The sequence below is a fragment of the Acidobacteriota bacterium genome (assembly GCA_026393675.1).
Lineage (GTDB): Bacteria > Acidobacteriota > Vicinamibacteria > Vicinamibacterales > JAKQTR01 > JBAXOX01.
In genome coordinates, this window is record JAPKZQ010000006.1 from 57295 (window position 1) to 82029 (window position 24735).

A 24735-nucleotide genomic window follows, 5' to 3' on the forward strand; every position below is an offset into this window, starting at 1 on the left:
ATTCGGGAAGAACCCGGAACGGCAGACTGGGTCTTTGGCACTGGAGGCCGGGTCTTCCGCCTTCGCGTAGAGCTTCGGCGGACCGCCGTAGCCTTGGCGGTGGTGGTCAGACCCGACGTCAGGGTACGCTCATAGGAGTCATGCAATGGCTGATATTGACGACGTCAAGGAAACCAAGAACTTCTTCGTAGACACACCCGCCAGTCACGAGGGCTTCTACCTGAAAGGCGCGCATCAGCTCGACTGGGGCATGCGGAATCGCCTGGCTCGGATTTTCCGCCCCGAGAGCGGCCGCACGGTCATGTTGGCGATCGATCACGGATACTTTCTTGGGCCGACGACGGGCCTGGAGCGCATCGATCTGACCATCGTGCCGCTGCTGAAGTACGCCGACGCGCTGATGTGCACGCGCGGCATCCTGCGGTCGACGATTCCCGCGTCGTTCGGGAGCGGCGTCGTGATGCGGTCGAGCGGCGGCCCGAGCACCTTGAAGGAGCTGTCGAACGAGCAGATCGCCGTCGACATCGACGATGCGATCAGAATGAACGTGTCGGCCATGGCGGTGCAGGTGTACATCGGTGGGGAGTTCGAGACGCAGACCGTCCACAACATGACGCGTCTGGTCGACATGGGCCTCCGGTATGGCGTGCCCACGATCGGTGTGACGGCGGTGGGCAAGGACATGGTGAGAGACGCCCGGTACCTCGGCCTCGCGACCCGCATCTGCGCCGAACTTGGCGCGCAGGTGGTCAAGACCTACTATTGCGACAAGGGGTTCGACACGGTGACGGCCGGCTGCCCCGTGCCGATCGTCATGGCCGGCGGCAAGAAACTGGCCGAACTGGATGCGCTGACCATGGCGTACAACGCCGTCAGTCAGGGCGCGGCGGGCGTGGATATGGGCCGCAATATCTTCCAGTCCGATGCCCCTGCCGCCATGATCCAGGCGGTAGGTAAGGTCGTCCACACCCTGATGCCGTCAAAGCAGGCCTACGACTTCTACCTCACGCTCAAAGGTGAGCACGAGCGATCGCTGAAGAAGAAATAGCCGTATGGCCGCCATGCATCCTGTCGTCCGACAGGTCCGCGAGGCCGGACCCGTACTCAGTGTGGGCCTGGTCTCGGCCGATCTGATGGCGCTCGGCGCCGACGTCGCCCGCCTGGAGCAGGCTGGCGCGCGCGTCGCGCACTTCGACGTCATGGATGGCTGCTACGTCCCGATGCTCACGGTTGGGCCGCCCTTCATCAAAGCGGTCAGGACCAGGATGCTGAAGGATGTGCACCTCATGATCCGTGAGCCGGGGACATCGGTCGCGGATTACGTGGCGGCCGGCGCGGACATCATCACCGTGCATCCCGACGCGTGCCGGCACCCGCACCGGGTCCTGCAGCAGATCGGGTCGATGACCCATGCCGACGACGTGGCGCGACCGATCGCCCGGGGTGTGGCGCTTAACCCGGGCATGCCGATAACCGCGCTCGAGCCGCTCGTCGACGAGATTGATCTCGTGATGCTGGTGGCGATCAATCCGGGCTTTGGCGGCCAGAAGTTCCTGCCCGCCACGTTCGGACGGATCGAGGCGGTCCGCCGTATCGTCGCCGCCTCTGGTCGCGACATTCTTCTGGCGGTCGATGGTGGGATCACGAAGGCGAACATCGGCCAACTGGCTGGCCGCGGCGTGGACATGGTCGTGACGGGCAGTGCGGTGTTCGACGGGGACATCAGCGCCAACCTCGACGGGATGACACGTGCGCTGCGAGGATAGGACACGATGAAGAACCGCTGGGACGAGCGGGAAGCGGCGCGGATGGTCGAGCGGTACGGTCCGCGTGTCGGCGAGCCGCTGGCATTGCGAACGTACGCCAGCCGGTTGCTCGGTGCCGACCCGGCACTCGTGCTGCACGGCGGCGGAAACACGTCGCTGAAAGCGGAGCAACGTTCGGCCCTCGGCGAAGCCGTTCCGGCGATCTTCGTCAAGGCGTCGGGCTTCGACATGGCCACGATTGAACCCGAAGGCCATCCTGTCCTGGATCTGACGTGGCTGCGCCGCTTCCGCGCGCTCGACCACCTCACAGACGACGAGATGGTCAACCAGCTGCGGCGCGCGCTGTTCGACTCGCGCGGCCCGACCCCGTCGATCGAAACGCTGGTTCACGCCTTCCTGCCGGGGATCTTCGTCGATCACACCCACGCGGATGCTGTGCTTACGCTGACGAACCAGCGCGGCGGCGAAACCCTGGTGCGCGAGGCCTTTGGCGACGACGTGGCCATCCTCGACTACGTCGAACCGGGCTTCCTCCTGGCGAAGGCGGCCGCAGCGGCGGTCGAGGCTGCGCCGGCCGCGCGCGGCCTGGTGCTGTTGAAGCATGGGCTGATGACGTGGGGTGATACCGCCCGCGCCTCATATGAGTCGCACATCGACCTGGTCGCGCGGGCCGAGGCGTTTCTCGCCGCTCGATCGCGCAAGGGCGCCAGGGTCACCGTTTCGCGGACCGCTGTCGCCGACGCCTGGGAGCGGCTGGGGGCCGTTGGTCCGATCATTCGTGGCCAACTCGCGCGCCGATCTGGCTCAGCCGAGCCTCAATGGGATCGCGTCGTCCTCTCGCCGCTCGTCAACGACCAGGTGCTGGGAGCGTTGGAACAGCCTGACGCGAAGGACTCGCTGGTCACGCCACCGCTCACCGCCGATCACCTGATTCGCACCAGGAGCCTCCCGCTCTGGTTCGATGCGCCCGCTTGGGATGATCTCGCCAGGTTCACAGACGCATTCCGGGCAGCCGTGCAGGCCTACTCAGCAGCCTATGAGTCCTATCTGGCCAGGCATCGCGCGACGATGCAGGGCGGACTCGAGACGTTCGCTCCGTTGCCGCGCGTGGTGCTGCTGCCGGGCGTGGGCGCGATCTGTGCGGGGCAGGACGAGCAGGCCGCGGCCATCAGTCGCGACATCACGGCGCAGACGTTGCAGGTCAAGCTCGCCGTTGCCGCCATTGGCGCCTACGAGGGCCTGTCGGAGTGTCAGCTCTTCGAGATGGAGTACCGCGGCGTGCAGCACGCGAAGTTGGCCGCCACTCGCGGATCGCTTGCCGGGCGCGTGGCGCTCATCACGGGCGCGGCGGGAGCCATCGGCGCCGGCATCGCGCAGGGCCTGCTCGAACAAGACTGCCATGTGGTTGTGACCGATCTGGCTGGCGAGCGTCTGGACTCGCTGGCTGGAGACCTCAGCCGGACCTTCCCGGGGCGGGTGCGCGCGGTGCCAATGGATGTGACGGACGAGGAGTCGGTCGCCGGGGCGTTCCGGCGCGTGGCGAGCGGCTGGGGCGGCGTGGATCTGGTCATCATCAACGCTGGCATCGCCCATGTGTCGCCGCTGACGAGCATGGACGTTGAGGTGTTCCGGCGGCTGGAGCGGGTCAACATCGACGGCACCCTGCTGGTGCTGGCGGAATCGGGCCGTCATTTCGCTCTACAGGGCACGGGCGGAGATATCGTGCTCGTTTCGACCAAGAACGTGTTCGCACCAGGCGCGAAGTTCGGTGCGTACAGCGCCACCAAGGCGGCGGCGCATCAACTCGGTCGGATTGCGAGCCTGGAACTGGCCGATCATGACGTGCGGGTCAACATGGTGTCGCCCGACGCCGTCTTCGGCCACGGCACGCGCCGCTCCGGCCTGTGGGCGGAGGTCGGCCCTGACCGGATGAAGGCTCGTGGCCTCGACGAAGCCGGGCTCGAGGAGTACTACCGGACGCGGAATCTGCTGAAAGCCAGGGTGACCGCGCGGCACGTCGCCAACGCGGTGCTCTACTTCGCGACGCGCCAGTCGCCCACCACGGGAGCGACCATTCCGGTGGATGGCGGGCTGCCGGATGCGACGCCGAGATAGAAACGGCAGACCCCCCAGTCGGTAGTCGGGATTTGGGATTCGGGAGGGCCGTGGGGACGGGTGAAAACCTGGGAACGCCGGGCTCCAGCCCGGCCCGTGTTCTGGCCACGCTGGAGCGTGGCGATCCCAGGGAAGCCTGTCGGTGGGGCCCCGGGGTTAGGGGTTTGGGACTCGGTAGGAACCCGTAGGGGCGGGCCCCTGTGCGCGCCCGTGTTCAGGAGCAGGAGCATGCGTTTAGCCGTCAACATCGATCACATTGCGACGATTCGCGAGGCGCGCAAGGCACGCGAACCAGAGCCGGTCGCGGCCGCGATTATTGCGGAACTGGCAGGGGCCGAAGGCATCACCGTGCACCTGCGGAGCGACCGCCGCCACATCAAGGACCGGGACGTTGAGTTGCTGCGGCAGGTGGTGCAGAGCAAGCTCAACATCGAAATGGCGGCGACACGTGAGATGGTCGACATCGCCTGTCGGGTGAAGCCGGACCAGGTGACCCTGGTTCCCGAGCGTCCCGAAGAAGTGACCACGACCGGTGGCCTCGATGTCGCTGCGAATCTCTCCGCCGTCCGGCACGCGGTCGAGCGATGCCGGCCGGCCGGCATCCGGGTGAGCATCTTCGTCGATGCGGCCGCGGCGCAGGTAGAGGCCTCCAGAGAGGTCGGTGCCGATGCGATCGAGATCAACACCGGGCCGTACGCGGACGCGCCTGATGACGACAGACCGCAGCAACTGGCGCGGATCCGGGAAAGCGCTGAACGCGCAGCGCGGCTCGGGCTCGAGGTGCTGGCCGGGCACGGGTTGAACTACTTCAATGTGCAGCCCATCGTCGGGGTTTCGCACATCATCGAACTGAACATCGGCCACAGCATTGTGGCGCGTGCCGCCCTGGTTGGGCTCGACAGGGCTGTACGCGAGATGGTGGCGTTGTTGCGCGGATGAAGCACCCGACGGCATCCGCCATCGTCCTGCTACTGCTGACCGTCTTGGCCAGCCGTGTGTCGGCCGTCGAGCCGCAAACCGTGTCGTTTACCACGCGGGACGGAGTCCAGATCACCGGGTCGTTGTTCCTGCCCGACAAGCATCCGGCCCCGGCGGTGGTATTGCTGCACATGATGACGCGCTCGCGGCACGACTGGGACGGCGCGGCACAGAAGTTCGTCGACGCCGGCATTGCCGCGTTGTCGGTCGACTTTCGTCGCGCCGGTCAGCCACAGACAAATGCGAAGGGCGGCGACGACCTCGCGGACCTGGTTCTGGACGTCGAGGCCGCGAGAGCGTACCTGGCGGCACGGCCCGAGATTGCTTCCGGCCGCATCGGGATCGCCGGCGCATCAGTCGGGGCGAACGTCGCGGCGATCGTCGCAGGCAACGACGCGTCGGTCAGGTCGCTGGCGCTCCTGTCGCCGTCGCTGGAATACCGCAACCTGCGCATGGAGCCGGCACTCAGGAAATTCGGTTCGCGACCGGCACTGCTCGTGGCGAGCAGCGAGGATCCCTACGCCCTGCGCTCCGCACGCGGAATGGTCAGCATGGGTGACGGCCCTCGCGAACTCCGCGTGCTGTCTGGCGCGGGTCACGGAACCGTCATGCTGAGCCGCGAGTCGGATCTCGCGACGGTGCTGGTGGACTGGTTCGTTCGCACGTTGCTATGATCAAGAGCCGTCGCCACCAGGTCGATCATCGCGGCGCGGCGAGGTCATTGATACGTCATGAAAACTGAATCGATGGTTTTTGCCGTTGCTGGCACGCTGTTCGGTCTCATCGTGGGCTGGATTATCGGGACGCAGCAGGTTCTGGTGCGGGTCGTTCCCGGCGGAGCGCCGGCCGCGCAGATGACCCAGACGGCGGCACCGCCGACGACACGCCCGGCACTGGATGAAAGCCAGGCCGCCCCGCTCAGAAACATTGCCGAGCGCGACCCGAAGGACGTGCAATCGCGCGTCAGACTCGGCGACATGTACTTCGACGCCGGACGTTACCAGGAGGCCACGAAGTGGTACGAGGAGGCGTTAGCGCTTACCCCGAAGGACGTCAACGTCAGCACCGATCTGGCGATCTGCTACTACTACACGGATCAGGCCGATCGCGCGATCACACAGATGTCGGTGTCGCTCAGCCTTGATCCGAAGCACACCAAGACGTGGCTGAATCTGGGCGTGGTCAAGGCGTTCGGCAAGCAGGACCTGACCGGCGCGACGGCGGCGTGGGATGAGGTCATCAAACTCGCGCCTGGCAGCGAGGAAGCCCAGTCGGCACGGCGGGCCCTCGACAACCTGAAGGCCGCCCACCCGGATGGGGCGATGCCGCCGGTTGGATCTGCCCCGGTCGCAGTTGGTGCGTCGCCGTCTGGCATGTTAAAGAAGTAGGGCACGCGATTCACACCGCTCGCTATGTTGGGACGCCTGTTGATCCGGTTCCTCGTTTTCGGGCTTCTCGCGCTCTTCATCGGACGAGCGCTGCGGAGCTTTTTCTCAGGATTCAAGCAGGGGGTCGCGCCAAAGCCGCCTGCCCAGAAGCCTGAGAAGGGCCAGGTGATGGCGCGCGATCCGGTTTGCGGCACCTTCGTTGTGCCCAGTTCCGCCCTCGCCGTTCGCGGCAACTCGGGCACGGTGTACTTCTGCTCCGACAAGTGTCGCCAGGCGTACCTGTCGCGTGGGTGAGATGTCCCGGCCGGCCGTCCTCATCACTCGCGTCATTCCCGAGTCGGTCAGCGCACGCCTCGCTTCGGCCTGCGATATCGATCTCTACACCGGCGCGATCGCGATTCCCGAGGGTGAACTCAAGGCCCGGCTGGCCGGCAAGCAGGCGCTGATGTGCCTGCTGACGGACCGCATCGACGCCGAGGTGCTCGATGCGGCCCCTGGCCTTCGGATTGTGGCGAACATCGCCGTCGGATTCGACAACATCGATCGGGCCGCCGCCCGCGACCGCGGCATCGTCATCACCAACACGCCGGACGTGCTGACTGAGGCGACTGCGGATCTGACGTGGGGCCTCATGCTCGCCGTCATGCGGCGCATTCCTGAGGGTGAACGGCTGCTCCGGCGCGGTGAGTGGAAGGGCTGGGCCCTCGACTTCCTGCTCGGCTCGGATCTGCGGCACAAGCAACTCGGCATCGTGGGTTTCGGACGCATTGGGCGTGCGGTTGCCGCGCGGGCAGGCGCATTCGGTATGCGCGTGGTCTACACCACGCTCGACGCCGACACGCCAGGGCCGGGGTCGGAGTACGCCGGATACGCCAGGGTCACATTCGATGAGGTGCTGGCAACCTCGGATGTCATCTCGTTCCACGTGCCGCTCACGCCAGAGACCCGTCACCTGATCAACCGGCGGACACTGGCGCGGATGAAGCGTGGCGCCTACCTGATCAATACGTCACGCGGGCCGGTGGTCGACGAAGAGGCGCTTGCCTGGGCCCTGCGCGAGCGCCTGATCGGGGGCGCGGCGCTCGACGTCTACGAACGTGAGCCGGTCGTGCACCCCGAGTTGCTCGCGCTCGAGAATGTCGTGCTCGCTCCACACATCGGCAGCGCGACGGTGGAGACTCGGACGGCGATGGCCGATCTGGCGGCCCGCAACGTGATGGCCGTGCTGTCCGGTCACGCGCCACTCACACCCATTCCCCTCGACTGAACCTCTCCGGATACCGATGCCGAAACCACATTCCCGCGACATCGAGTGGATCATGCGCGGACTCGCCCGGGCCATCACCGGTTTCGACCTGCCAATCGTCGAGAAGATCGCGGAGGAGCAGCAGGACGATGCGTTTCAGGTGCTGATTGCGACGCTGCTCTCGGCACGCACGCAGGATGCGACCACGGCGGCGGCCTCGGAGCGGTTGTTCAGGAAGGCACCGACACCCCGTCGCATGGCGGCGTTGACCGTGCCCGAGATCGCGACGCTCATCTATCCGGTCAGCTTCTATCGCACCAAGGCCAGGCACGTGAAGGAGACCTGCCGGATTCTCCTGGATCGCTTCAAGGGCGTGGTGCCCGGCACGATGGACGAACTGCTGATCCTGCCGGGCGTTGGACGCAAGACGGCAAACCTGATCCTCATCCTGGGATTCAGGAGTCTTCGCAACATCTGCGTGGACACGCACGTCCATCGCATTTCGAACCGGCTCGGGTGGGTATGGACCAGGACACCCGACGAGACCGAGCAGGCGTTGTACGATCGCCTCCCGGCGCGATGGTGGCCCTACATCAATCTCTATCTGGTGACGTGGGGCCAGAACGTCTGCCGGCCGACTCATCCTCGCTGTGGCGACTGCGTGATTAGCCCCCGCTGCCCGCGCGTGGGCGTGACAAGGGTCGGGAAGTCGCGCGTCGCCCCGGACTGAGCTTCTTGTCCTTCCAGGCCCACCATTTGAGCAGCGCGGGGTCAGGCCCCTTGGTGCGGGCCGCATACACGGCGCAACGGAACGTATAGAGCACGCAGGGATCCTGGCGCTCGTCAGTCTGGACACAGAGCAAGCGGTACAACCGCTCAGGGTCGCGGCGGCCAAGATCGCGCACAGATCTCACGCCCAGGGAACGAAGGTCGTTCGCAATGCTGGGACCGACACCTGGCAGGAGCTGGAGTTCGTCTTTCATCGTGACCTCTGTCGGGAGTGCGAACATGTCCGAAGTGATAGCTGATGATCCTGATCCTACATCTTGGTTCTCGTGATGGTGTATCATCCTGCCTATTCCGCCTGCGGCGTCCTGCCGGCGGCGAGAATGACCGCACTGAACGGCTGAAGCTACGAGGAGACTGACGATGCGCAGATTGTCTGGCGCGTGTGTGTTGATGATGGCGTTGGGCGTATGGATGGTGATGGTGGGCGTGGGCGTCGCCCAGGCGCCAGCGGCTGGGCCTGTCGTCGTAATCGAGACCAACAAGGGCACGATTACGATTGAGACGTACCCGTCGGAGGCTCCGAAGACCGTTGAGAATTTTCTCAAGCTGGTGAAGGCGAACTTCTACAACCGTCAGCATTTTCACCGGGCCGAACCCGGCATGGTGATCCAGGCTGGAGATCCCGGTTCGAAGGACCTGAAGGACAAGAACACGTGGGGCCGGAGGGGGAACGGCCAGCCCATCGGCGTCGCGGAGATCAGCAAGAAGCTGAAGCACAAGCGGGGCACGGTTGGCATGGCGAATGCGGGCGACGCGCGCAAGGCCGACAGCCAGTTCTACATTGCGATCGGGAAGAAGAAGATTCCCGACGGCAAGTACGCGATTTTCGGCCAGGTCACCTCCGGCATGGACGTTGTGGATAAGATCGCAGTCGGCGATACGATCAAGCGAATGTATGTAAAATAGCGCCAGACACCTTTTGTCGCAGAGCGCGCAGAGCCTGCGGAAGGTCATCAGGGGACGCCTCACACACATAGGCGCCCCGGCCAGTCAACATCGGCCACATCAGCCTTCTCGCGACTCTGCGTCCTCTGCGGTTTGTCCCGCCGCCATCGCCTCTCTCGGCCCCGCCCCATCGAACAACCGGCCCGCGCCCTTGTGCGACACCACCGATTCCAGGAACGGATACCGCGTCAGCATCTCCTGCGAGTATTCGCCGGTCACGGGCTGACCCAGCCTGTGGCGGAGCATCGCGGCATTGGCGACGGCCTTCCCCGCAAAGTGATTGTTCAGGTACACGTAGATCTTCTGGACGAGGCGGCGCACGGTGGCCACGGTCTCGGCGAAGCCATCCATCTCGCCGGGCGAGTACAGGTAGTTGTAGCGGTCGTCCGGGTGATCGTGCGTCCACCACTGCTCAGCGTTTCGCCCGTGCAGACGCATGTAGTAGAGCCGGCGTAGATTCGGCAGATGGCTCTGGCGGATGGAGAACCTGAACTTTGGCTCGTCGATCTGGACCCACGCCGCGCCATGCTCGTTCAGCAGGTTGACGATTTGGGGCTCGTGATCACTCCAGCTGCGGTGGCGAAGCTCGATGGCGACGGGGTAGTTCTTGAACGACTGCAGCAACCATACGAGGTATTCGCGCGCATCCTCGGTGTCGCGGAAGCTCGGCGGAAACTGGACCAGCAGCGAGCCCAGCTTGCCTGCGTCGGCGATCGGATCGACGGCCTTGAGGAAGGCGTCGACGTCAACGCGTGTCACGGTCGGAATCGCAGTCGCGTCTCCGTCGCCAGGCAGATCGGGCGACGTGGCCTTCTGGTACATGGCCTGGTGTGTGAACTTCTGGTAGAGCTTGAGCGAGAAGTCGAATCCAGGCGGCGTCCGCCTTGCCCACTTGAGCGCGGTCGAGGGATCAGGCAGACGGTAGAAGCTCGAATTCACTTCGACCGTCTCGAAGTGCTCGGCATAGTACGCCAGGTCATCGAAGGCGCGCCCGCGCTTCTTCGCCGGGTAGAAGATCCCGTTCCAGGTGCCCGGGCCCGTCGGGTAGTTCCAGCCAGACGTTCCGATTCGTATGTCGCCCATCGTTCTTGTCCGCCATCATTCTAAACCGGGGAGCCAGGGCCGGGGATCGGAGACTTGCGGGGGCCCAGCGCATGGGGACTACAATAACGATCTTGGGACTCTAACCGGTCGACACCCACGCATGCTGACGATTAACGAAATCTTCTATTCCATTCAGGGCGAGTCTTCCTACTCGGGCAGGCCATGCGTCTTTGTGCGCCTGAGCGCGTGCGACCTGCGTTGCGCCTGGTGCGACACGGCCTATGCCTTTACGGAAGGGCAGAAGATGCCGATCGAGCGCGTCGTCGTTATCGTCGAAGCCTACGGGTGTCCGCTGGTCGAGATCACCGGCGGCGAGCCGCTGCTGCAGGACGAGGTCTACCCGTTGATGACCGCGCTTGTGAAACGCGGCAAGACGGTGCTGCTCGAGACGGGCGGCCACCTGAGCGTCGAGCACGTGCCGGCTGGCGTCGTCAAGATTATCGACGTCAAATGCCCGGCCAGCGGCGAGTCGGAGCGAAATCACTGGCCAAATCTGGATCGGCTTACGCCGAGCGATGAGGTGAAGTTCGTGATCCGGGATCGGCGGGACTACGAATTTGCCCGCACCATTATCAGTCGGCATCAACTCGATGACCGGTGTGCGGCCGTGCTGTTGTCGCCCGTGCATGACGTGCTCGCCCCGAAGAGCCTGGCGGAGTGGATGCTCGAAGACCGGCTGTCCGGGCGCTTGCAGCTGCAGGTCCACAAGTACATCTGGGACCCGGGCACAAGGGGCGTGTGACGGGCTACTGCCTGGGATCGCCGGGCTCTAGCCCGGCTCCAGAAAGAGCCACGCTGGAGCGTGGCGATCCCGGGGAAATGCCTGAGCGCCGTGAGACAGGTGGACGCCTGGGATCGCCGTCGGGGCACGGCGTGCTGTGCTCCGACCTCCTGGGTGCGATGGGAGCCGGGTTTGGACAGGAAGAAAGCGGTCATTCTGCTGAGCGGTGGGCTCGATTCCTTCACGGCGGCGGCCATGGCCCGCGCCGATGGGTTTGAGTTGTACGCGTTGACCGTGGCGTACGGTCAGCGGCACATCGTAGAGATCGAAGCGGCCCGGAGAGTCGGGCGCGCCCTTGGCGTCGTCAGTCACATTGAACTGGCGCTCGACCTGGCGGCGTTCGGCGGGTCCACACTCACCGGTGAGGGCAGCGTCCCGAAGGACCGCGACCTCGCCGAGATCGGCATTCCCTCAACCTATGTGCCCGCTCGTAACACGGTGTTTCTGTCGCTCGCGCTCGCCTGGGCCGAATCGCTCGGCGCCTGCGACATCGTCATCGGCGTCAATGCGCTCGATTGCTCCGGCTATCCCGACTGCCGGCCGGCGTTTGTCGAGGCGTTCGAGCGGATGGCCAATCTGGCCACGAAAGCCGGCGCCGAGGGTACGCGGTTCCAGGTGCACACGCCGCTCATCTCCCTGTCGAAAGGCGACATCATCAGACGTGGCCTTGCGCTGGGCGTGGACTACGGGCTCACGCACAGTTGCTACGACCCAGGGCCCCACGGCAGGCCGTGTGGCCACTGCGACAGTTGTGTGCTTCGGGCGAAGGGGTTTGCCGAGTGTGGCGTGCCGGACCCGCTCCTGACCACCGACGGCACTGACAGGACATCGCTGTGACCGACCGCATCTATTACACCGAATCCGCCCTCATCGAATTCGACGCCGCGGTTGAATCCTGCGAGACGCAAGACGGCCGCATCGTCGCGACGCTCGACCGCACGGCGTTCTATCCGACCTCGGGTGGGCAGCCGTTCGATACCGGAACGCTTGGCGCGGCAAGCGTGGTCGACGTCGTTGATCTTCCAGACGGTCGCATCGGCCACGTGCTCGATCGGGCGCTTCCGGCTGGATCTTCCGTGCACGGCACGGTCAACTGGTCACGACGCTTCGATCACATGCAGCAACACACGGGACAGCACATCCTGTCGGCGGCCTTCGACCGGCTCTTCAAGGCGCGAACCGTCGGGTTCCATCTCGGCGCCGACGTGTCCACGCTCGATCTCGATAAGGGGCTCAGTGCCGAATCGATTGCGAGGGCCGAAGCCGACGCCAATCGCATCGTCTGGGAGAATCGCGACGTCACCATTCGATTTGCGTCCGAGGAGGAGGCGGCCTCGATCCAGCTTCGCAAGGAACCTGCCCGCAGCGGCCGACTGCGCCTGATTGAGGTCACCGGTTTCGATGTCTCCGCGTGCGGCGGGACTCACGTGGCGCGTGCGGGGGAGGTCGGCATTGTCGCGGTCAAGTCGTGGGAGAAGTTCCGCGGCGGCACGCGCCTCGAGTTTGTCTGCGGCAACCGCGCGCTCGCCGAGTATCGGGTCGTACGGGACGCGGTGGCGGGATGCATCAGGCTCATCTCGGTCAGCCCGCGCGAGCTGCCTGCGGCGATCGAACGGGCCCAGGGAGAGAACAAGGACCTGCGGCGCGTCGTTCGCGACCTGCAGGATCGTCTCGCGGTCTTTGAGGCCGCCGCGATGGTCGAGCGCGGTCGGAAGGTAGGGTCCGTCACGGTCGTGCTCGAAATCGCCTCCGGTCATGATCAGGCCGGACTCAAGACGATTGCCGCGTCAGCGGCGGCGCGCGGCGGAGTCGTGGCAGGGCTGATCTCGGCGACCGAACCTGTCCTCGCTGTGCTGGCACGCTCCGCGGACGTCCCTATCGATGTATCGGCCATCCTGAAGACGTTGCTCAGCCAGGCTGGAGGAAAAGGCGGCGGCAAACCCGAACTGGCCCAGGGCGGGGGCATGACCGGATCTCCGGCCGAGATCCAGGCGGCGCTTCAGACGATCATCGAGCGCGTGCTTCAGCCCTCACCTTGATGGCCCGAAGCCACATCTTACGGATGAGCTCGCTTCCCGGCCTGATGATCCGCCAGTACCTCGCAAACGTGCTGCGCGATGCCGGGTCAATCGCATAGACCCGCGTTTCAGTTCGCAGCAGGCACCAGCCACTCTGTCCTGGTTCGACCAGGAACGACATCGTCGCCTTGGCGAAACCGGGTTGCACCAGCGCCTTGAACGAACTGGACTCCGATCCGAGCGGAAGACGCACGCCAGGTGGAGCGATGACGACGGTCCCCATCACGAATTCCCTGTTCGCATCTTCGGCGAGCTTCAGGAATGTTGTCCGCGTCGCGACGGTGATGAGAGAGACGTCGTCGGCCGCGTTGAGGATGCTCTCCGATCCCTTTGTCCCCCCGCGCCGGATCCAGACCAGGGAGCGATACAGCGGGATCTCGGCCGGCGTCACCTCCATCACCGCCCTGAAGGTCCGCTCAGGCGTCGCGTTGACCGGAATCTGGTTGACCTCGCTGAACTGATAGGTCGGTGCAAACTCGTCGAGTCGCGTGCGAACTGATGCGACCGTCGTCTCGTCGGCTGGGCGCGTCAACGCCACGCCGGCGACAACCAACCCGGCCAGCAGGACGAGCCAGCCGGTGGCGCGGGTGCGGATGCCAAGAAACCGCAAGGGCACCAGCACCGAGAGCGCGCCGGCCAGGCTCAACCCGAACCCGATGTAGACGATGGCGGACAGCATCATCGTGGCATTGCCCCACGTGGATCAATAGGCCGGGCTAGCTGTGTTTGCCCGAATGAGGCTTCATCGTAACGCCAAAACTGTGCTGACGACGCAACTGCGGTCCCACGACTGTGGTCCTTCGCAAGGAAGGGCAACGACTAGGACGATCACAACATACGGCTTAGCATCACGCTCTGTCTTGTGTGTCGTCATTCGAGGTGGTAGTGTCGACCGACCCCACGAACAGGCCGATCCATGACCAACTCGACAGATATCGACCACCGCGAGGCCGAGGTCCTCCTCTACCAGACCAACGACGGCCACACGCGCGTTGAGGTGCGCTTCGACGGCGAGACCGCCTGGCTGACCCAAGCCGGCCATCCAGCGGGTGAAGCAGGCCGTCGCCGAGATCAAGAAGGTCGCCCGTAAGGATGCCGTGCTCGCAGCCGAAGGCGCCGTCGCCCTTTTCGAACGGCTTTCGCCGGCGCTCGAGCAGGTCGACAGCTCGTCGGGTGCGATCGGGACCGCGGTCAACAACGCCATCGCCGAGCTCGTCCCCGTGATCGCGGAGGCACCGGCCGATCCGAAGACTCGCGCCGCCTGGCTCGAGCGGCTTTTCGAGGCCCACGGCGAGGACCAGATCCCGTACATCGAGAGCCTCGCCGACGACTGGGGCGAGCTCTGCGCGTCGAAGGAAGTCGCCTCCGAATGGGCCGACCGACTCGTGGGCATCACGCGCATGGCGCTCAGCCCCGACAAGAACCTGCGCGGCCACTTCCACGGCACGTCGGCGTGCCTTGACTCCTTGTTCCGGGCCGAGCGCTACGAAGAGATCCTCGACCTCGTCCAGGCGGACGTCATCTGGCCGTACAAGCGTTGGGTGGTGAAGGCGCTCGCGGCGCAAGGCAGGAAGGCCGAGGCCATCGGTTACGCGGAGGCGTGCCGCAGTCCGTGGGCCAGCGACTGGGACATCGACCGCGTCTGCGAAGAGATACTGCTCTCCTCCGGGATGGTCGACGAGGCCTACGCCCGCTACGGCCTGACGGCCAACCGTGGCGGCACCTACCTGGCCACCTTCCGCGCCGTCGCCAAGAAGTACCCGCACAAGGCCACAAGCGACATCCTTGCTGATCTGGCGAAGACGACGCCCGGTGACGAGGGTAAGTGGTTTGCGGCGGCCAAGGACGCCGGTCTCTTTGACCAAGCTCTGGCGCTCGCGCGGCTGACACCGTGCGATCCCAAGACCCTGGCTCGCGCGGCACGTGACCACGTGGACGATCAGCCGGCCTTCGCCGTGGGTGCGGGCCTGCTCGCGCTGCACTGGCTGGTTCTGGGCTACGGCTACGAGATCACCAGCGCCGACGTGTGGACCGCCTATTCCAGCACAATGAAGGCGGCCGAGCAGACGGGCACAATCGTCGAGGCAAAGGAGACGATCCGGCAGATGGCCGCCTCGGTTCAGGGCGGCGCTAACTTCGTCTCGCGCATCCTTGGCAGGGAGCTGGGGTTGCCATGACCAAACGGGCAGCCATGTCGCTACCGGCGTCGGAATTCGGCCAGCCGCACAACCGCGCGGTCGATCACGCGATCGGCCTCAGCCTGGGGGACGTTGAAGTTGTTGACGATGATCGAGAACACCAGGGGCTCGCCGTCTGCTGATGTGACCAGCCCGGAGAGCGCCCTCGCGTTGGCGATCGAACCCGTCTTGGCTCGCGCGTTTCCCTGTGCTTTCGTGTCGCGCATCCGGCTGGAGATTGTGCCGTCCACGCCGGCCACGGGCAGCGCGTCGAGAAACGGCCCGCGATGGCGTTGGTCGCTGTTCATCCGCGTCAGGATGGTGACCAGAACTTCTGGCGTCAGGTAGTTGTAGCGCGAGAGACCCGAGCCATCGACCATCACGTAGCTGTCCGGGGCCAGGCCCCAGCCTTTCAGGACCTGCTGGACGGTCTTGATGCCAGCCCGGGTCGTGCAGGGCAACGTCGGCGCGGTGCATCCCATCAACCGAAGAAACGTCTCCGCATACAGGTTCTGGCTGACTTTGAGCGTGAGCTTGGCAATCTGTGCGAGCGTCGGCGACGTGTAGGTGATGAGCGGGACTGCACGCGCCAGATCCGGCGGCGCCGCGACCGAACGGATGTCCACCGCATCGCCACTGACGGCGATACCGTTCGCAGAGAGTGTCTGCCTCAGCACACCGACAAACAAGGCCGTGGGGCTGTCGACCGACACGGCCCGGACAACGGGCGCGCGGCCAATCGGTACCGTTCCGCTCACGCGCAACACGGAACTGCCGCCGAGGCGGTTGAGGTCGATGTTGAGTGTGGCGTCCTTCGCGACGGTCCGCACGGTGTTGTCGAGACCCAGGCCGCTCGCGCCTGGCCGCACCTCGACCGCCGCGAAGTCGCCGACTGATGCGCCTGGCCTGATCGTCACCTGAACCGTGTTCTCATTGAAGTCCAGTGCCCCGGTCGGCGTCGCATAACTTGCCTCCAGGTAGTCCCACGCCCAGCCGGCGCCGAGGCCCTGCGGCTCAAACGCACGGTCGTCACCGATGATGCGGCCCTGGATGGTCGAGATCCCCTTCGCGCGCAACTCAGCCGCCCACGTCTCGAAGATAGTGAGGCCTGTCGCCGGACGGCCGCCAAGCGACGGATCGCCGCTGCCGACCACCACCAGATCCCCTTTGAGGACGCCCTGTTCGATCGGGCCCGTGGCCAGCACCGTCGTCTTGAACGTGCGGTCCCAGCCCAGCGTCTCGGCTGCGGCCGCCATCGTGACGACCTTCATGTTCGAGGCCGGCATCAACAACGTGCGCGGGTTCAGCGCGAAGAGCGTGTCGCCGGTCTTCAGCGAGCGCACCAACACGCCCCAGACGGCGTTGCTGAAGGCTGGTGCCTGGAAGATCGAGGTGAGATCCGACTGCAGCGCCGTCGCGCCCGGGAGAGGACCAGAGGGTGGCTGCGGTGTGACCGCCGGCCGCGGCTGCTGTGCGCACGCCGCGGTCAGCACCAGAAGCGCAACGGGCAGCCAGGCGCGCCGCATCACTTCAACGCGTCCAGCGACTTCAGCATGTCGTCGAGCTTGGTCGCCGCGATCTGTGCGGCACCCGCGTCGCCCGATCGCGCCGCGAAGACATCGCTGCCGACCTTGCCGAACGTGACCTTCTCTTCCTTCTTCCCGTCGTCAAACTTCGCGACTACCACGGCGACCGGCGACCCGATGCCCGTCTTGGTCGTGGAGTCCACGTACTTGTCGACGACGATTGACGAGAGCGACGACAGCAGCGCGTCCACATTGGGCTGATCGAGGTCCTTGACCTGGCCAACCCGACGCCATTTTTCCGCGCCATCCTTGCTCTTCGACTTCTCGAACGCCACGGTCGCCGCGCCGCGCGTAATCTCGAGCCGGGTGATCGTGAACGGCTTGAACTCGAACAGATCCCTGGGTCGGTAGTCGTCCGCCTTCTTCTTCAGATCCGTTGCCAGTGCCGCTTCGACCGTGAACACCATCGGCCTCGACACGTCGCGGGCGTAGAGGTTGCCGCCCTCGGCCCCTTTCCCGATGGCCAGCGTCGCCCGCACGCTGCCGGACACGACCGTGACAGTGACGTCGGGTTTGTCGAGTCCGTACTTGGCCAGGTCTTTCTCGGGGACGTCGTCTGCGACGAACGATTTCATCTGGGCGGTCTGGATGCGGCCGATCGCGCCGTCCACCGCCGAGGCGTCGGCGCGCGCGGCAATGGGTTTCGTCACTTGCCACCGAGTGTCCACCAATGCCAGTGTGACCGGGCCGTCTTTGCTCACCACTTCCAATGCGCTGGCCTTTTCGCGGTCGAAGACCAGGACCTTCTTGTCCCGCAGATCAAACGCCGTGCGGTTGAACGTCCCGTCGAGGAACGATGAGACGAGGAAGACGCGCTTCTCGGTTGGCAGCTTGGCGTAGAGGTCGCCGCCAGTCGGGGTCTTCTCTCCCAGGAAGAGGCGCGTGACATCCTTGTCGCCGGACTTCCGGAACGCCACTTCCACACGCGGCGTGGCCAGGCCGTACTGACTGATGTCGGCAGGGTTGTCGTCGACCACCCGTTGACGCTCGAGCGACGCCAGGTTGGTGGCAATCGAGGTGACTTCCGACTCGTCGGCCTTCGTCTGTGCGGGCTCCACCATGGTCCACGCACCGTTGACCTTCTTGAGGACCGAGCGGTCGCCCTTCGCGGGTTTGACCTGCAGTTCCTCGATCTTGTCGGCTTCGACCGTGAAGACCTTCTGTTTCGGTTCGCCGGCGTCCTTGCCAAGCGGCTTCTTCTCTCCGTAGAAGTAGACGTAGCCGAGCAGACCGAGGAAGACGACCAGCAGAATGAACGTCGAACGAAAACCGCGCATCAACGCCTCCGCCACCAGGTATAGACGCCCATCGCCAGGATGGCTCCGGGGATGCCGAAGATGGCCATGAAGAACACCAGCCGGGTCTCGGCGGCCGTCATCGTGAGCCGGCGATCGCTCGCCTCCCTCGGCCGGATCGAAATGAGGTTCTCCTGCTGCGACAGCCAGCCGATCGTGTTCATGAACAAATCGCGATTGCCCTGCACGTTGATGTAGGCGTTGGCGGCGAAGTCCGAATCGCCAATCGCGACCACGCGCGTCTCGGACGTCTTCTCGTTCTTGTCGGCGCCGGCCGATTCCGGCGTTTTCGCCGCCGCGCTGGCCGCAGCCGACACGGCCGCGCCAATCGACACGGGGCCCTTGAGATCCTTGCCCTCGTCGAATTTGACCTCGCCGGACTTCATCAACCCGTCGATGTCGGATTCGCCCCAACTGCGCGAGCTCGTCTGGATAAACGTGTCCGGCGTGTGCCCGTTCGCCCCGCCCTTGAGCGGTCCAATCGACCGGGCGAACGGGTAGGCCGTCATGAGATTCATCTTTTCCGTAATCGGGTGGGTCGGATAGCTGGCCGCAACCGGCGTGGCGGCGTCCGCGCCGAAGATCTGGCCGAGGCCGCTCGCGTCAACGACGATGTTGTTGCCCACGTCGAAGCCCCACTCGCGGAGCAAACCTTCGAGGTTGGCCAGCGGTGCCGCCTTGCTTGATTCCGGCGGATCCAGCATCACCATCAGCTTGCCTCCGCCAGCCAGGTACCTCCTGATCGCGTCCACTTCCGGCGCGAGCAGGTCCGTCTTCGGGCCCGCTACGATGAGGGCCGCCGCATCAGCAGGAACCCGCCCCTGTTGAATGAGCACGACCTTGTCGACGCCGTAGTTCTCGCGCTCGAGCGACGACTTCACCGTGCTGAACCCCGTCCGTTCGGTGCTGTCCGGGATCTTCTCGCCGTGCCCCTGTGTCAGGTAGATCTTCTTCTGTGAGCCCGTAACGACCTTGACGATGCCCGTCGTCAGATCCTGCTCGCTGCTGCCCGAGACGCGTTCTACGCGTCCCTTGTACTCGAAGACGACGGTGCCGTAGGTCTCCACCTTGTACTGGATCGCCCTGGTGCGCTGCTTGTCGGCGTCGACGTACTCGACGGTGACGTTCTTCGAGGCGTGCTCGTATTCGGTGAGCTGATCCTTGAAGCGCCGCAAGTCCATGGCCTTCTCGAAGACCCTGATCGCCAGCGGGGCATCGAGCTTCCTCAACACGTTCTGCGTCTGGTCCGACAGCGTGTAGACGTTGTTGACCGTCAAATCCCACCGCTTGCTCTGCCGGGCGCCGATGATGTTGATGAGCACGAGGATTCCCAGCACGAATGCGATGCTCGAGAACGTGATCGTGCTGAGCCGCGTCTGTCGGCGCTGGAACGCCGCGGCGATCTCCCGCCACCCCGTCAGCATCGACAGCAGCAGCAGGATCAGCCCGGCGACGGCGAGATAACGCGCGTAGCCGGTCCAGTCCGGCCTCCACGGCTGCAGAAACAGCGCCAACGCCAGGCAGACAAGGGCGATGGCCAGCCAGCTCGAATAGTCCGCGAGTTTCCTCATCATCCGCGCCACCGTTCACTGTCGACCGACCGGGCGGTCAGAAAAAGGCCAAACGTAATGAAGCTCACGTAGAAGATAAGGTGCTTCGTGTCGATGATGCCCTTACCGAAGTCGTCGAAGTGCTGCGTGATCGAGAGGTAGTTCAACACCTCCTCCACGACAGGACCTGCCGACGTGCCAAACAGCCCCGTGGCCGAACTGGCGAGCCAGTCGATCACCCACAGCAGCAGGAAGACGACGAAGGTCATCATCCCGGCGACGATCTGGTTCTTCGTGAAGCTCGACACCAGCATGCCGACCGAGACGAAGCAGCCGCCGAAGAGCAGCAGGCCGAGGTAAGCCGTGGCGATCGGCTTCCACTCGGGTGTGCCGAACGCGAACAACACCGCCACGTAAACGAGCATGACGCCGAGCATCGCGGCGTACAGCGAGAGCGCGCCCAGGAACTTCCCGACCAGAATCTGGACGTCGGTGATCGGTGAGGTCAGTAGCAGTTCCATCGTGCCCGAGCGCTTCTCCTCGGCGTACGTCCTCATCGTGATCATGGGCAGGACAAACAGGAGCAGCACCATCGCGTTCCCAAGCAGCGGCCGGATCATCTGCTCGTTGACGTTCAGGCTCTGAGGGCCCATCCCCATGCCCATGGCCATCTGCATCCCCTGCTTCACGAACCAGTCGAGGATCGTGTAGTAGAAGACGCCGAACAGGATCGAGAACAGGCCGATCACGACGTAGGCGATGGGGGAGGCGAAGTAGGCCCGGATCTCCTTCTGGGCAATGGCGAGTATGTTGCTCACTGCGCGGCCTCCTTGGTCTTCCCGGTGGGCTCCGGCTTCTTCGGGTCGACTTCCTCGGTTGTGACCTGCAGGAAAATCTCTTCGAGGCTCATCCTCAGCGGGCGCAACTCGAGCAGGCCCCAGCCCTTCGACACGACAGCCGCCGCCAGGTCGCGCCGGATGTCCTGGCCCCGGGAGCCTTCAACCTCGTAGCCGACCGCCGTGCCGTGGCGGTCGGAGATGCCGACGCGCGTGACGCCCGGCACCGCCTGGAGGGCAGGACTGGCATCGACATCGGCGGCGTCCAGTTGGACGTACATCGTCTCGGCTCCCTGCAGTCGATGAGTCAGGTTCTCGGGCGTATCAACCGCCACCACCTTGCCCTTCGTGATGATCACCACACGCTGGCAGGTCTGCGCGACCTCCGGGAGGATGTGCGTGCTCAGGACGATCGTATGGTTGCCGGCCAGCTCCTTGATCAGCTGGCGTGTCTCGATGATCTGCTTCGGATCCAGCCCGGCCGTCGGCTCGTCGAGTACCAGGACGTCGGGGTTGTGCAGGATGGCCTGGGCAAGACCGACACGCTGGCGATAGCCCTTCGACAGCTTGCCACAGTGGCGATCGGCCACGTCAACAATCGCCGTCTTCTTCATCACCTGCGCGACCCGCGCGAGCCGATCACCCGTCTGAACGCCTTTGATTTTCGCCACGAACGTCAGGTATTCCCGCACGGTCATGTCGGGATAGAGCGGCGGCGTCTCCGGAAGGTAGCCGGTTCTGCGCTTGGCATCGACGGGCTGGTCGAATACGTCAAAGCCGGCGACGATGACCTTGCCCTGGGTCGGGGGCATGTACCCCGTAATCACCCGCATCGTCGTCGTCTTTCCGGCGCCGTTGGGCCCGAGAAAGCCGAGGATTTCGCCCCGCTCGACGCGGAACGTCACATCGTCGACGGCCGTGATGCGGCCGTAGCGTTTCGTGAGGTGCTGGACCTCGATCACTGATGTCTCCGTGGATGACAGTTACGACCAACGTTTACGACTGAATCGAACCGGGCCGAGGGGCGCCGACACCGTGTCTTCAGACGCACGCGACTTGCACGCGGCCGGCCCGAAGATGCACCACGATCCGCCCGTTCTCGCGCGGGCATCCTCGAATCGTAGCGAGACCGTTCAGACAGTGTCAACCGGATGTATTGTGAATTGTACCTCTTGTAGCCTGTTTCCTGGATGCTGACTGACGAGTAAACGTGCCCACGACGACCCCCGTCTGCCCCGTGTGCGATATCCATGCGGAATCCGTGTTCCGCATCGAGGGGATGGACTGCCATGAAGAGGTCGCGATTCTGGACCGCCGGCTGAAGGGGCTGCCCGGCCTGGAGCGGATGACGGCCGATGTATTGGCCGGACGACTGCGGATTGCCTACGACGCCGCGCGGCTGTCGACGTCGACCATCGCGACCGCCATTGCCGACACCGGGATGCACGCGTGGCTCGAGCGCGATCAACCCACCCGCGTCGTTGACGCGCGATTCCAGCGAGGGTGGGCGCTGCTGGTCGTGTCTGGCGCGGCTTCCGCGCTGGGCCTGGCACTGCGTGCGGCAGGCGCACCGGCTGCCGCCACGACGCTGCTCTTTGCCGCCGCCGTCGCGACCGGCGGCTGGTTCTGGGCCCGGAGGGCGTGGTCGGCGGCGAGACTGTTCTCGCTCGACATCAACGTGCTGATGCTGCTGGCCGTGGTCGGCGCGATCGCCATCAACGAGTGGTCCGAGGCCGCGATGGTGACGTTCCTGTTCGCGCTGGCGCAGTGGCTTGAATCCCGCAACATGGAGCGCGCGAGGCTGGCGATTCGCGCGTTGATGGAACTGACGCCGAACGAGGCGCTCGTGCGTGGGGAGAATGGCGAGCGGCGGGTTCGCGTCGACGACATCCGGGTGGGCGATGTCCTGGTGGTCCGCCCAGGGGAGAAGATCGCGCTCGATGGCACCGTCGCGAGTGGCTCGAGCGACATCAACCAGGCGCCCATCACCGGTGAGTCCATCCCGGTGCCCAAGGCTGCCGGGTCCGTCGTGTACGCTGGGACGATCAATGGCCATGGAGCGCTCGAAGTGCGTGTCACGCACCTGCGCGCCGACTCGACGCTCGCTCACATCATGGCGCTGGTCGAACACGCGCAGTCGGAGCGGGCCGAGGCGCAGACCGTTGTCGAGCGATTCGCGCGGGTCTACACGCCTGCTGTCGTCGCGCTTGCCGTGACGTTGGCGCTGGTTCCTCCACTCGTGTTTGCCCAACCGTTCGGTACCTGGTTCTACCGCGCGCTGGTGCTGTTGGTCATCTCGTGTCCATGCGCGCTGGTGATCTCCACGCCCGTGTCGATTGTCTCCGCACTGGCTGGTGCCGCCCGTCACGGCGTGCTCATCAAAGGAGGGCGGCATCTCGAGACACTCGGCCACGTCAGGTGCATGGCTTTTGACAAGACCGGAACCTTGACGCGCGGCACGCCGGAGATCGTCGGGATCGAAGCGGTCGGGGGCCGGCCGATTCGTGAAGTGCTCGAGGTGGCGGCCTCGCTCGAAAGCCGATCTGACCATCCATTGGCACGGGCGATTCTCCTGCGCGCATCGCACGATCGCGTCGCCATCACGCCCGCTGCCGAGCACCGCGCGCTCCCCGGGCTCGGCGTCTCGGCCATCCTCAATGGCGAGCCCGTGCTCATCGGCAGCCACCGGATGTTCATCGAGCGAGGAATGTCCTCGCCGGCGATCGCCGCCAGGGTTGAGGCGTTATCAACCGACGGTCAGACGGCCGTGCTGGTGGCGAGATCCGGTCGGACCATCGGCGTGGTGGCCATTGCCGACGGCGCACGGGAAGCCGGACAGCAGCTCATGCGCCTCCTCCGGAAGCACGGCGTGGCGCACGTGGCGATTCTGACCGGCGATAACGAGGCCACGGCTGGCCGGCTGGCCAGGGACCTTGGAGTCACCGAGACGCGTGCCGGGCTGATGCCAGCCGACAAGGTGGCCGCTGTCCAGCAGTTGAAGGCGGCGTACGGCATCGTGGCCATGGTGGGCGATGGTGTCAACGACGCCCCGGCCCTGGCAGCAGCCGATGTTGGCATTGTGATGGGTGCGGCCGGCAGCGACGCCGCTCTCGAGACCGCGGACATTGCCCTGATGGCCGACGATTTGACCAAGATCCCCTACGCGGTTCGGCTGAGCAGAGCCACCGTGCGGAACATCCGATTGAACATCACGATCGCCCTCGCGTTGAAGGCGATCTTCCTCGTCCTGGCGGCGACTGGGTCGGCCACGCTCTGGATGGCGGTGGTCGCCGACATGGGGGCCTCGCTGCTGGTCATCGGAAACGGCCTGCGGCTGCTCAGATTCGACTGACTAATGTTCGTGGGGTTTGACGAAGTGCGTATCGACGAATTCCTCGACCGCGGACTGATCAGCCGAGTCGATACGTTCGAACTCGAGGCCCATGCCCACCCGGCGGTCGCTCCAGGTGACGCGCGCGTCGGCATCGACATCCTGCTTGGCATTGGGGAGGCGGAAGCGGACCCGGGCGCGGGCGGATGAGTCGAGTGGACTCATGGTCCTGATGGCCATGCCGTTCTTGCCGAGATTCAGCGTGACGGCCGCGGCAATCGTGTTGGCGACGCGGTAGGCCACCGGGATGCCCAGTACGACCCGGGAGCTGTTGCGTCGATTGAAGTTGTCGGGGAACAGGTGCGGCGCGAGCGACGGCAGGATGTGCTGGGCTGCGCTGTATTCATTGACGTACCCGGCAACGCCGAGGTCGGCCAGATCCCTGACCTCGGAGGCGGCGGTAATCGTCCCGCTGAACACCAGAATGGGGAGTTTGCCGCCGTCCAGTTTGCGAATCGAGCGGACCAGATCGACGCCGCCGGCGTGAGGCAGCCTGAGGTCGACCAACACCAGATCGATTTCCGACAGGTCGGCGCGGACGCGCGCCAGCAACTCGGCCGCGCTTCGGACCGTATAGGCCCGATGTCCGGCGTGTTCGAGGGCGGACTTGAACCTGTCGCGCACAAACGGCGTATCATCGGCGATCAGAACGGTCTTGTGCGTGGCCCCGGCGTTTGTCATTCTGTGCAATGTATCGGCGGCGGAGCGGG

General features: G+C 65.1%; 25 protein-coding genes. 16 read left to right on the forward strand and 9 right to left on the reverse strand.

The window, feature by feature from the left end; translation table 11 throughout:
* Nucleotides 1–145: 145 nt before the first annotated feature.
* From lsrF to NT151_03085, 9 genes are all read left to right on the forward strand, one after another.
* Nucleotides 146–1048: a 3-hydroxy-5-phosphonooxypentane-2,4-dione thiolase gene (gene lsrF, locus NT151_03045; protein MCX6537903.1), complete on the forward strand. Its 903-nt coding sequence runs from the start codon at nucleotides 146–148 to the stop codon at nucleotides 1046–1048.
* A gap of 4 nt (nucleotides 1049–1052) precedes the next feature.
* Nucleotides 1053–1766: a ribulose-phosphate 3-epimerase gene (locus NT151_03050; protein MCX6537904.1), complete on the forward strand. Its 714-nt coding sequence runs from the start codon at nucleotides 1053–1055 to the stop codon at nucleotides 1764–1766.
* A 6-nt stretch (nucleotides 1767–1772) separates the two neighbouring features.
* Nucleotides 1773–3881: a bifunctional aldolase/short-chain dehydrogenase gene (locus NT151_03055; GenBank protein MCX6537905.1), complete on the forward strand. Its 2109-nt coding sequence runs from the start codon at nucleotides 1773–1775 to the stop codon at nucleotides 3879–3881.
* A 228-nt stretch (nucleotides 3882–4109) separates the two neighbouring features.
* On the forward strand, nucleotides 4110–4820 hold the full coding sequence (locus NT151_03060; GenBank protein ID MCX6537906.1) for a pyridoxine 5'-phosphate synthase: 711 nt from the start codon (nucleotides 4110–4112) through the stop codon (nucleotides 4818–4820).
* Complete coding sequence (locus tag NT151_03065) at nucleotides 4817–5533, forward strand: alpha/beta hydrolase (protein MCX6537907.1); 717 nt, start codon at nucleotides 4817–4819, stop codon at nucleotides 5531–5533. The genes NT151_03060 and NT151_03065 overlap by 4 nt, the downstream gene beginning before the upstream one ends.
* Before the next feature lie 57 nt (nucleotides 5534–5590).
* Entirely contained in the window at nucleotides 5591–6247 is a 657-nt protein-coding gene (locus NT151_03070) for a tetratricopeptide repeat protein (protein ID MCX6537908.1), read from the forward strand.
* 24 nt (nucleotides 6248–6271) lie between these two features.
* Nucleotides 6272–6541, forward strand: a complete 270-nt coding sequence (locus NT151_03075; protein MCX6537909.1) for a hypothetical protein — start codon at nucleotides 6272–6274, stop codon at nucleotides 6539–6541.
* 1 nt (nucleotide 6542) lies between these two features.
* Entirely contained in the window at nucleotides 6543–7514 is a 972-nt protein-coding gene (locus tag NT151_03080; protein ID MCX6537910.1) for a D-glycerate dehydrogenase, read from the forward strand.
* A 16-nt stretch (nucleotides 7515–7530) separates the two neighbouring features.
* Nucleotides 7531–8223 carry an endonuclease III gene (locus tag NT151_03085; protein ID MCX6537911.1) on the forward strand — a complete coding sequence of 231 codons (693 nt, stop codon included), beginning with the start codon at nucleotides 7531–7533 and terminating at the stop codon, nucleotides 8221–8223.
* On the opposite strand, the gene NT151_03090 is transcribed toward NT151_03085, so the two are convergent.
* A complete protein-coding gene (locus NT151_03090) occupies nucleotides 8159–8476 on the reverse strand; it encodes a pathogenicity locus (GenBank protein ID MCX6537912.1) in 318 nt (105 codons plus the stop codon). The two genes, NT151_03085 and NT151_03090, sit on opposite strands and share 65 nt — an antisense overlap.
* 166 nt (nucleotides 8477–8642) lie before the next feature.
* Between NT151_03090 and NT151_03095 the strand changes: the two genes are divergently transcribed.
* Entirely contained in the window at nucleotides 8643–9188 is a 546-nt protein-coding gene (locus tag NT151_03095) for a peptidylprolyl isomerase (GenBank protein ID MCX6537913.1), read from the forward strand.
* Between the two features lie 99 nt (nucleotides 9189–9287).
* Here NT151_03095 and NT151_03100 read toward each other — a convergent pair whose 3' ends face one another.
* Nucleotides 9288–10310, reverse strand: coding sequence for a DUF72 domain-containing protein (locus tag NT151_03100; GenBank protein MCX6537914.1), 1023 nt, complete (start codon nucleotides 10308–10310; stop codon nucleotides 9288–9290).
* Between the two features lie 121 nt (nucleotides 10311–10431).
* Between NT151_03100 and NT151_03105 the strand changes: the two genes are divergently transcribed.
* The 3 genes from NT151_03105 (at nucleotide 10432) to NT151_03115 (ending at nucleotide 13151) form a co-directional block, all read left to right on the forward strand.
* On the forward strand, nucleotides 10432–11073 hold the full coding sequence (locus NT151_03105; GenBank protein MCX6537915.1) for a radical SAM protein: 642 nt from the start codon (nucleotides 10432–10434) through the stop codon (nucleotides 11071–11073).
* Nucleotides 11074–11244: 171 nt separating this feature from the next.
* The gene (queC, locus tag NT151_03110) at nucleotides 11245–11949 is read left to right on the forward strand and encodes a 7-cyano-7-deazaguanine synthase QueC (GenBank protein MCX6537916.1); all 705 of its coding nucleotides are present in this window, start codon (nucleotides 11245–11247) and stop codon (nucleotides 11947–11949) included.
* Nucleotides 11946–13151: a DHHA1 domain-containing protein gene (locus NT151_03115; protein MCX6537917.1), complete on the forward strand. Its 1206-nt coding sequence runs from the start codon at nucleotides 11946–11948 to the stop codon at nucleotides 13149–13151. The genes queC and NT151_03115 overlap by 4 nt, the downstream gene beginning before the upstream one ends.
* On the opposite strand, the gene NT151_03120 is transcribed toward NT151_03115, so the two are convergent.
* Nucleotides 13120–13872 (reverse strand): hypothetical protein, encoded by a 753-nt coding sequence (locus NT151_03120; protein ID MCX6537918.1) that lies wholly within the window; start codon nucleotides 13870–13872, stop codon nucleotides 13120–13122. The two genes, NT151_03115 and NT151_03120, sit on opposite strands and share 32 nt — an antisense overlap.
* 234 nt (nucleotides 13873–14106) lie before the next feature.
* Between NT151_03120 and NT151_03125 the strand changes: the two genes are divergently transcribed.
* Both NT151_03125 and NT151_03130 read left to right on the forward strand, forming a co-directional pair.
* Nucleotides 14107–14280 (forward strand): hypothetical protein, encoded by a 174-nt coding sequence (locus NT151_03125; GenBank protein MCX6537919.1) that lies wholly within the window; start codon nucleotides 14107–14109, stop codon nucleotides 14278–14280.
* Entirely contained in the window at nucleotides 14240–15367 is a 1128-nt protein-coding gene (locus NT151_03130; GenBank protein ID MCX6537920.1) for a hypothetical protein, read from the forward strand. Before NT151_03125 ends, NT151_03130 begins: the two co-directional genes overlap by 41 nt.
* Nucleotides 15368–15387: 20 nt before the next feature.
* On the opposite strand, the gene dacB is transcribed toward NT151_03130, so the two are convergent.
* Genes dacB through NT151_03155 form a run of 5 tightly spaced genes read right to left on the reverse strand, consistent with a single transcriptional unit; the run spans nucleotide 15388 to nucleotide 21596 of the window.
* Nucleotides 15388–16893 (reverse strand): D-alanyl-D-alanine carboxypeptidase/D-alanyl-D-alanine-endopeptidase, encoded by a 1506-nt coding sequence (gene dacB, locus NT151_03135; protein ID MCX6537921.1) that lies wholly within the window; start codon nucleotides 16891–16893, stop codon nucleotides 15388–15390.
* The gene (locus NT151_03140; GenBank protein MCX6537922.1) at nucleotides 16893–18230 is read right to left on the reverse strand and encodes a DUF4340 domain-containing protein; all 1338 of its coding nucleotides are present in this window, start codon (nucleotides 18228–18230) and stop codon (nucleotides 16893–16895) included. Before NT151_03140 ends, dacB begins: the two co-directional genes overlap by 1 nt.
* Complete coding sequence (locus NT151_03145) at nucleotides 18230–19822, reverse strand: Gldg family protein (protein ID MCX6537923.1); 1593 nt, start codon at nucleotides 19820–19822, stop codon at nucleotides 18230–18232. Before NT151_03145 ends, NT151_03140 begins: the two co-directional genes overlap by 1 nt.
* Complete coding sequence (locus tag NT151_03150) at nucleotides 19819–20616, reverse strand: ABC transporter permease (GenBank protein ID MCX6537924.1); 798 nt, start codon at nucleotides 20614–20616, stop codon at nucleotides 19819–19821. The genes NT151_03145 and NT151_03150 overlap by 4 nt, the downstream gene beginning before the upstream one ends.
* A complete protein-coding gene (locus NT151_03155; protein ID MCX6537925.1) occupies nucleotides 20613–21596 on the reverse strand; it encodes an ABC transporter ATP-binding protein in 984 nt (327 codons plus the stop codon). The genes NT151_03150 and NT151_03155 overlap by 4 nt, the downstream gene beginning before the upstream one ends.
* Before the next feature lie 248 nt (nucleotides 21597–21844).
* On the opposite strand from NT151_03155, the gene NT151_03160 reads away from it, so the two are divergent.
* Nucleotides 21845–23986 carry a heavy metal translocating P-type ATPase gene (locus NT151_03160; protein ID MCX6537926.1) on the forward strand — a complete coding sequence of 714 codons (2142 nt, stop codon included), beginning with the start codon at nucleotides 21845–21847 and terminating at the stop codon, nucleotides 23984–23986.
* On the opposite strand, the gene NT151_03165 is transcribed toward NT151_03160, so the two are convergent.
* Nucleotides 23987–24706: a response regulator gene (locus tag NT151_03165; GenBank protein MCX6537927.1), complete on the reverse strand. Its 720-nt coding sequence runs from the start codon at nucleotides 24704–24706 to the stop codon at nucleotides 23987–23989.
* Between the last annotated feature and the right edge of the window lie 29 nt (nucleotides 24707–24735).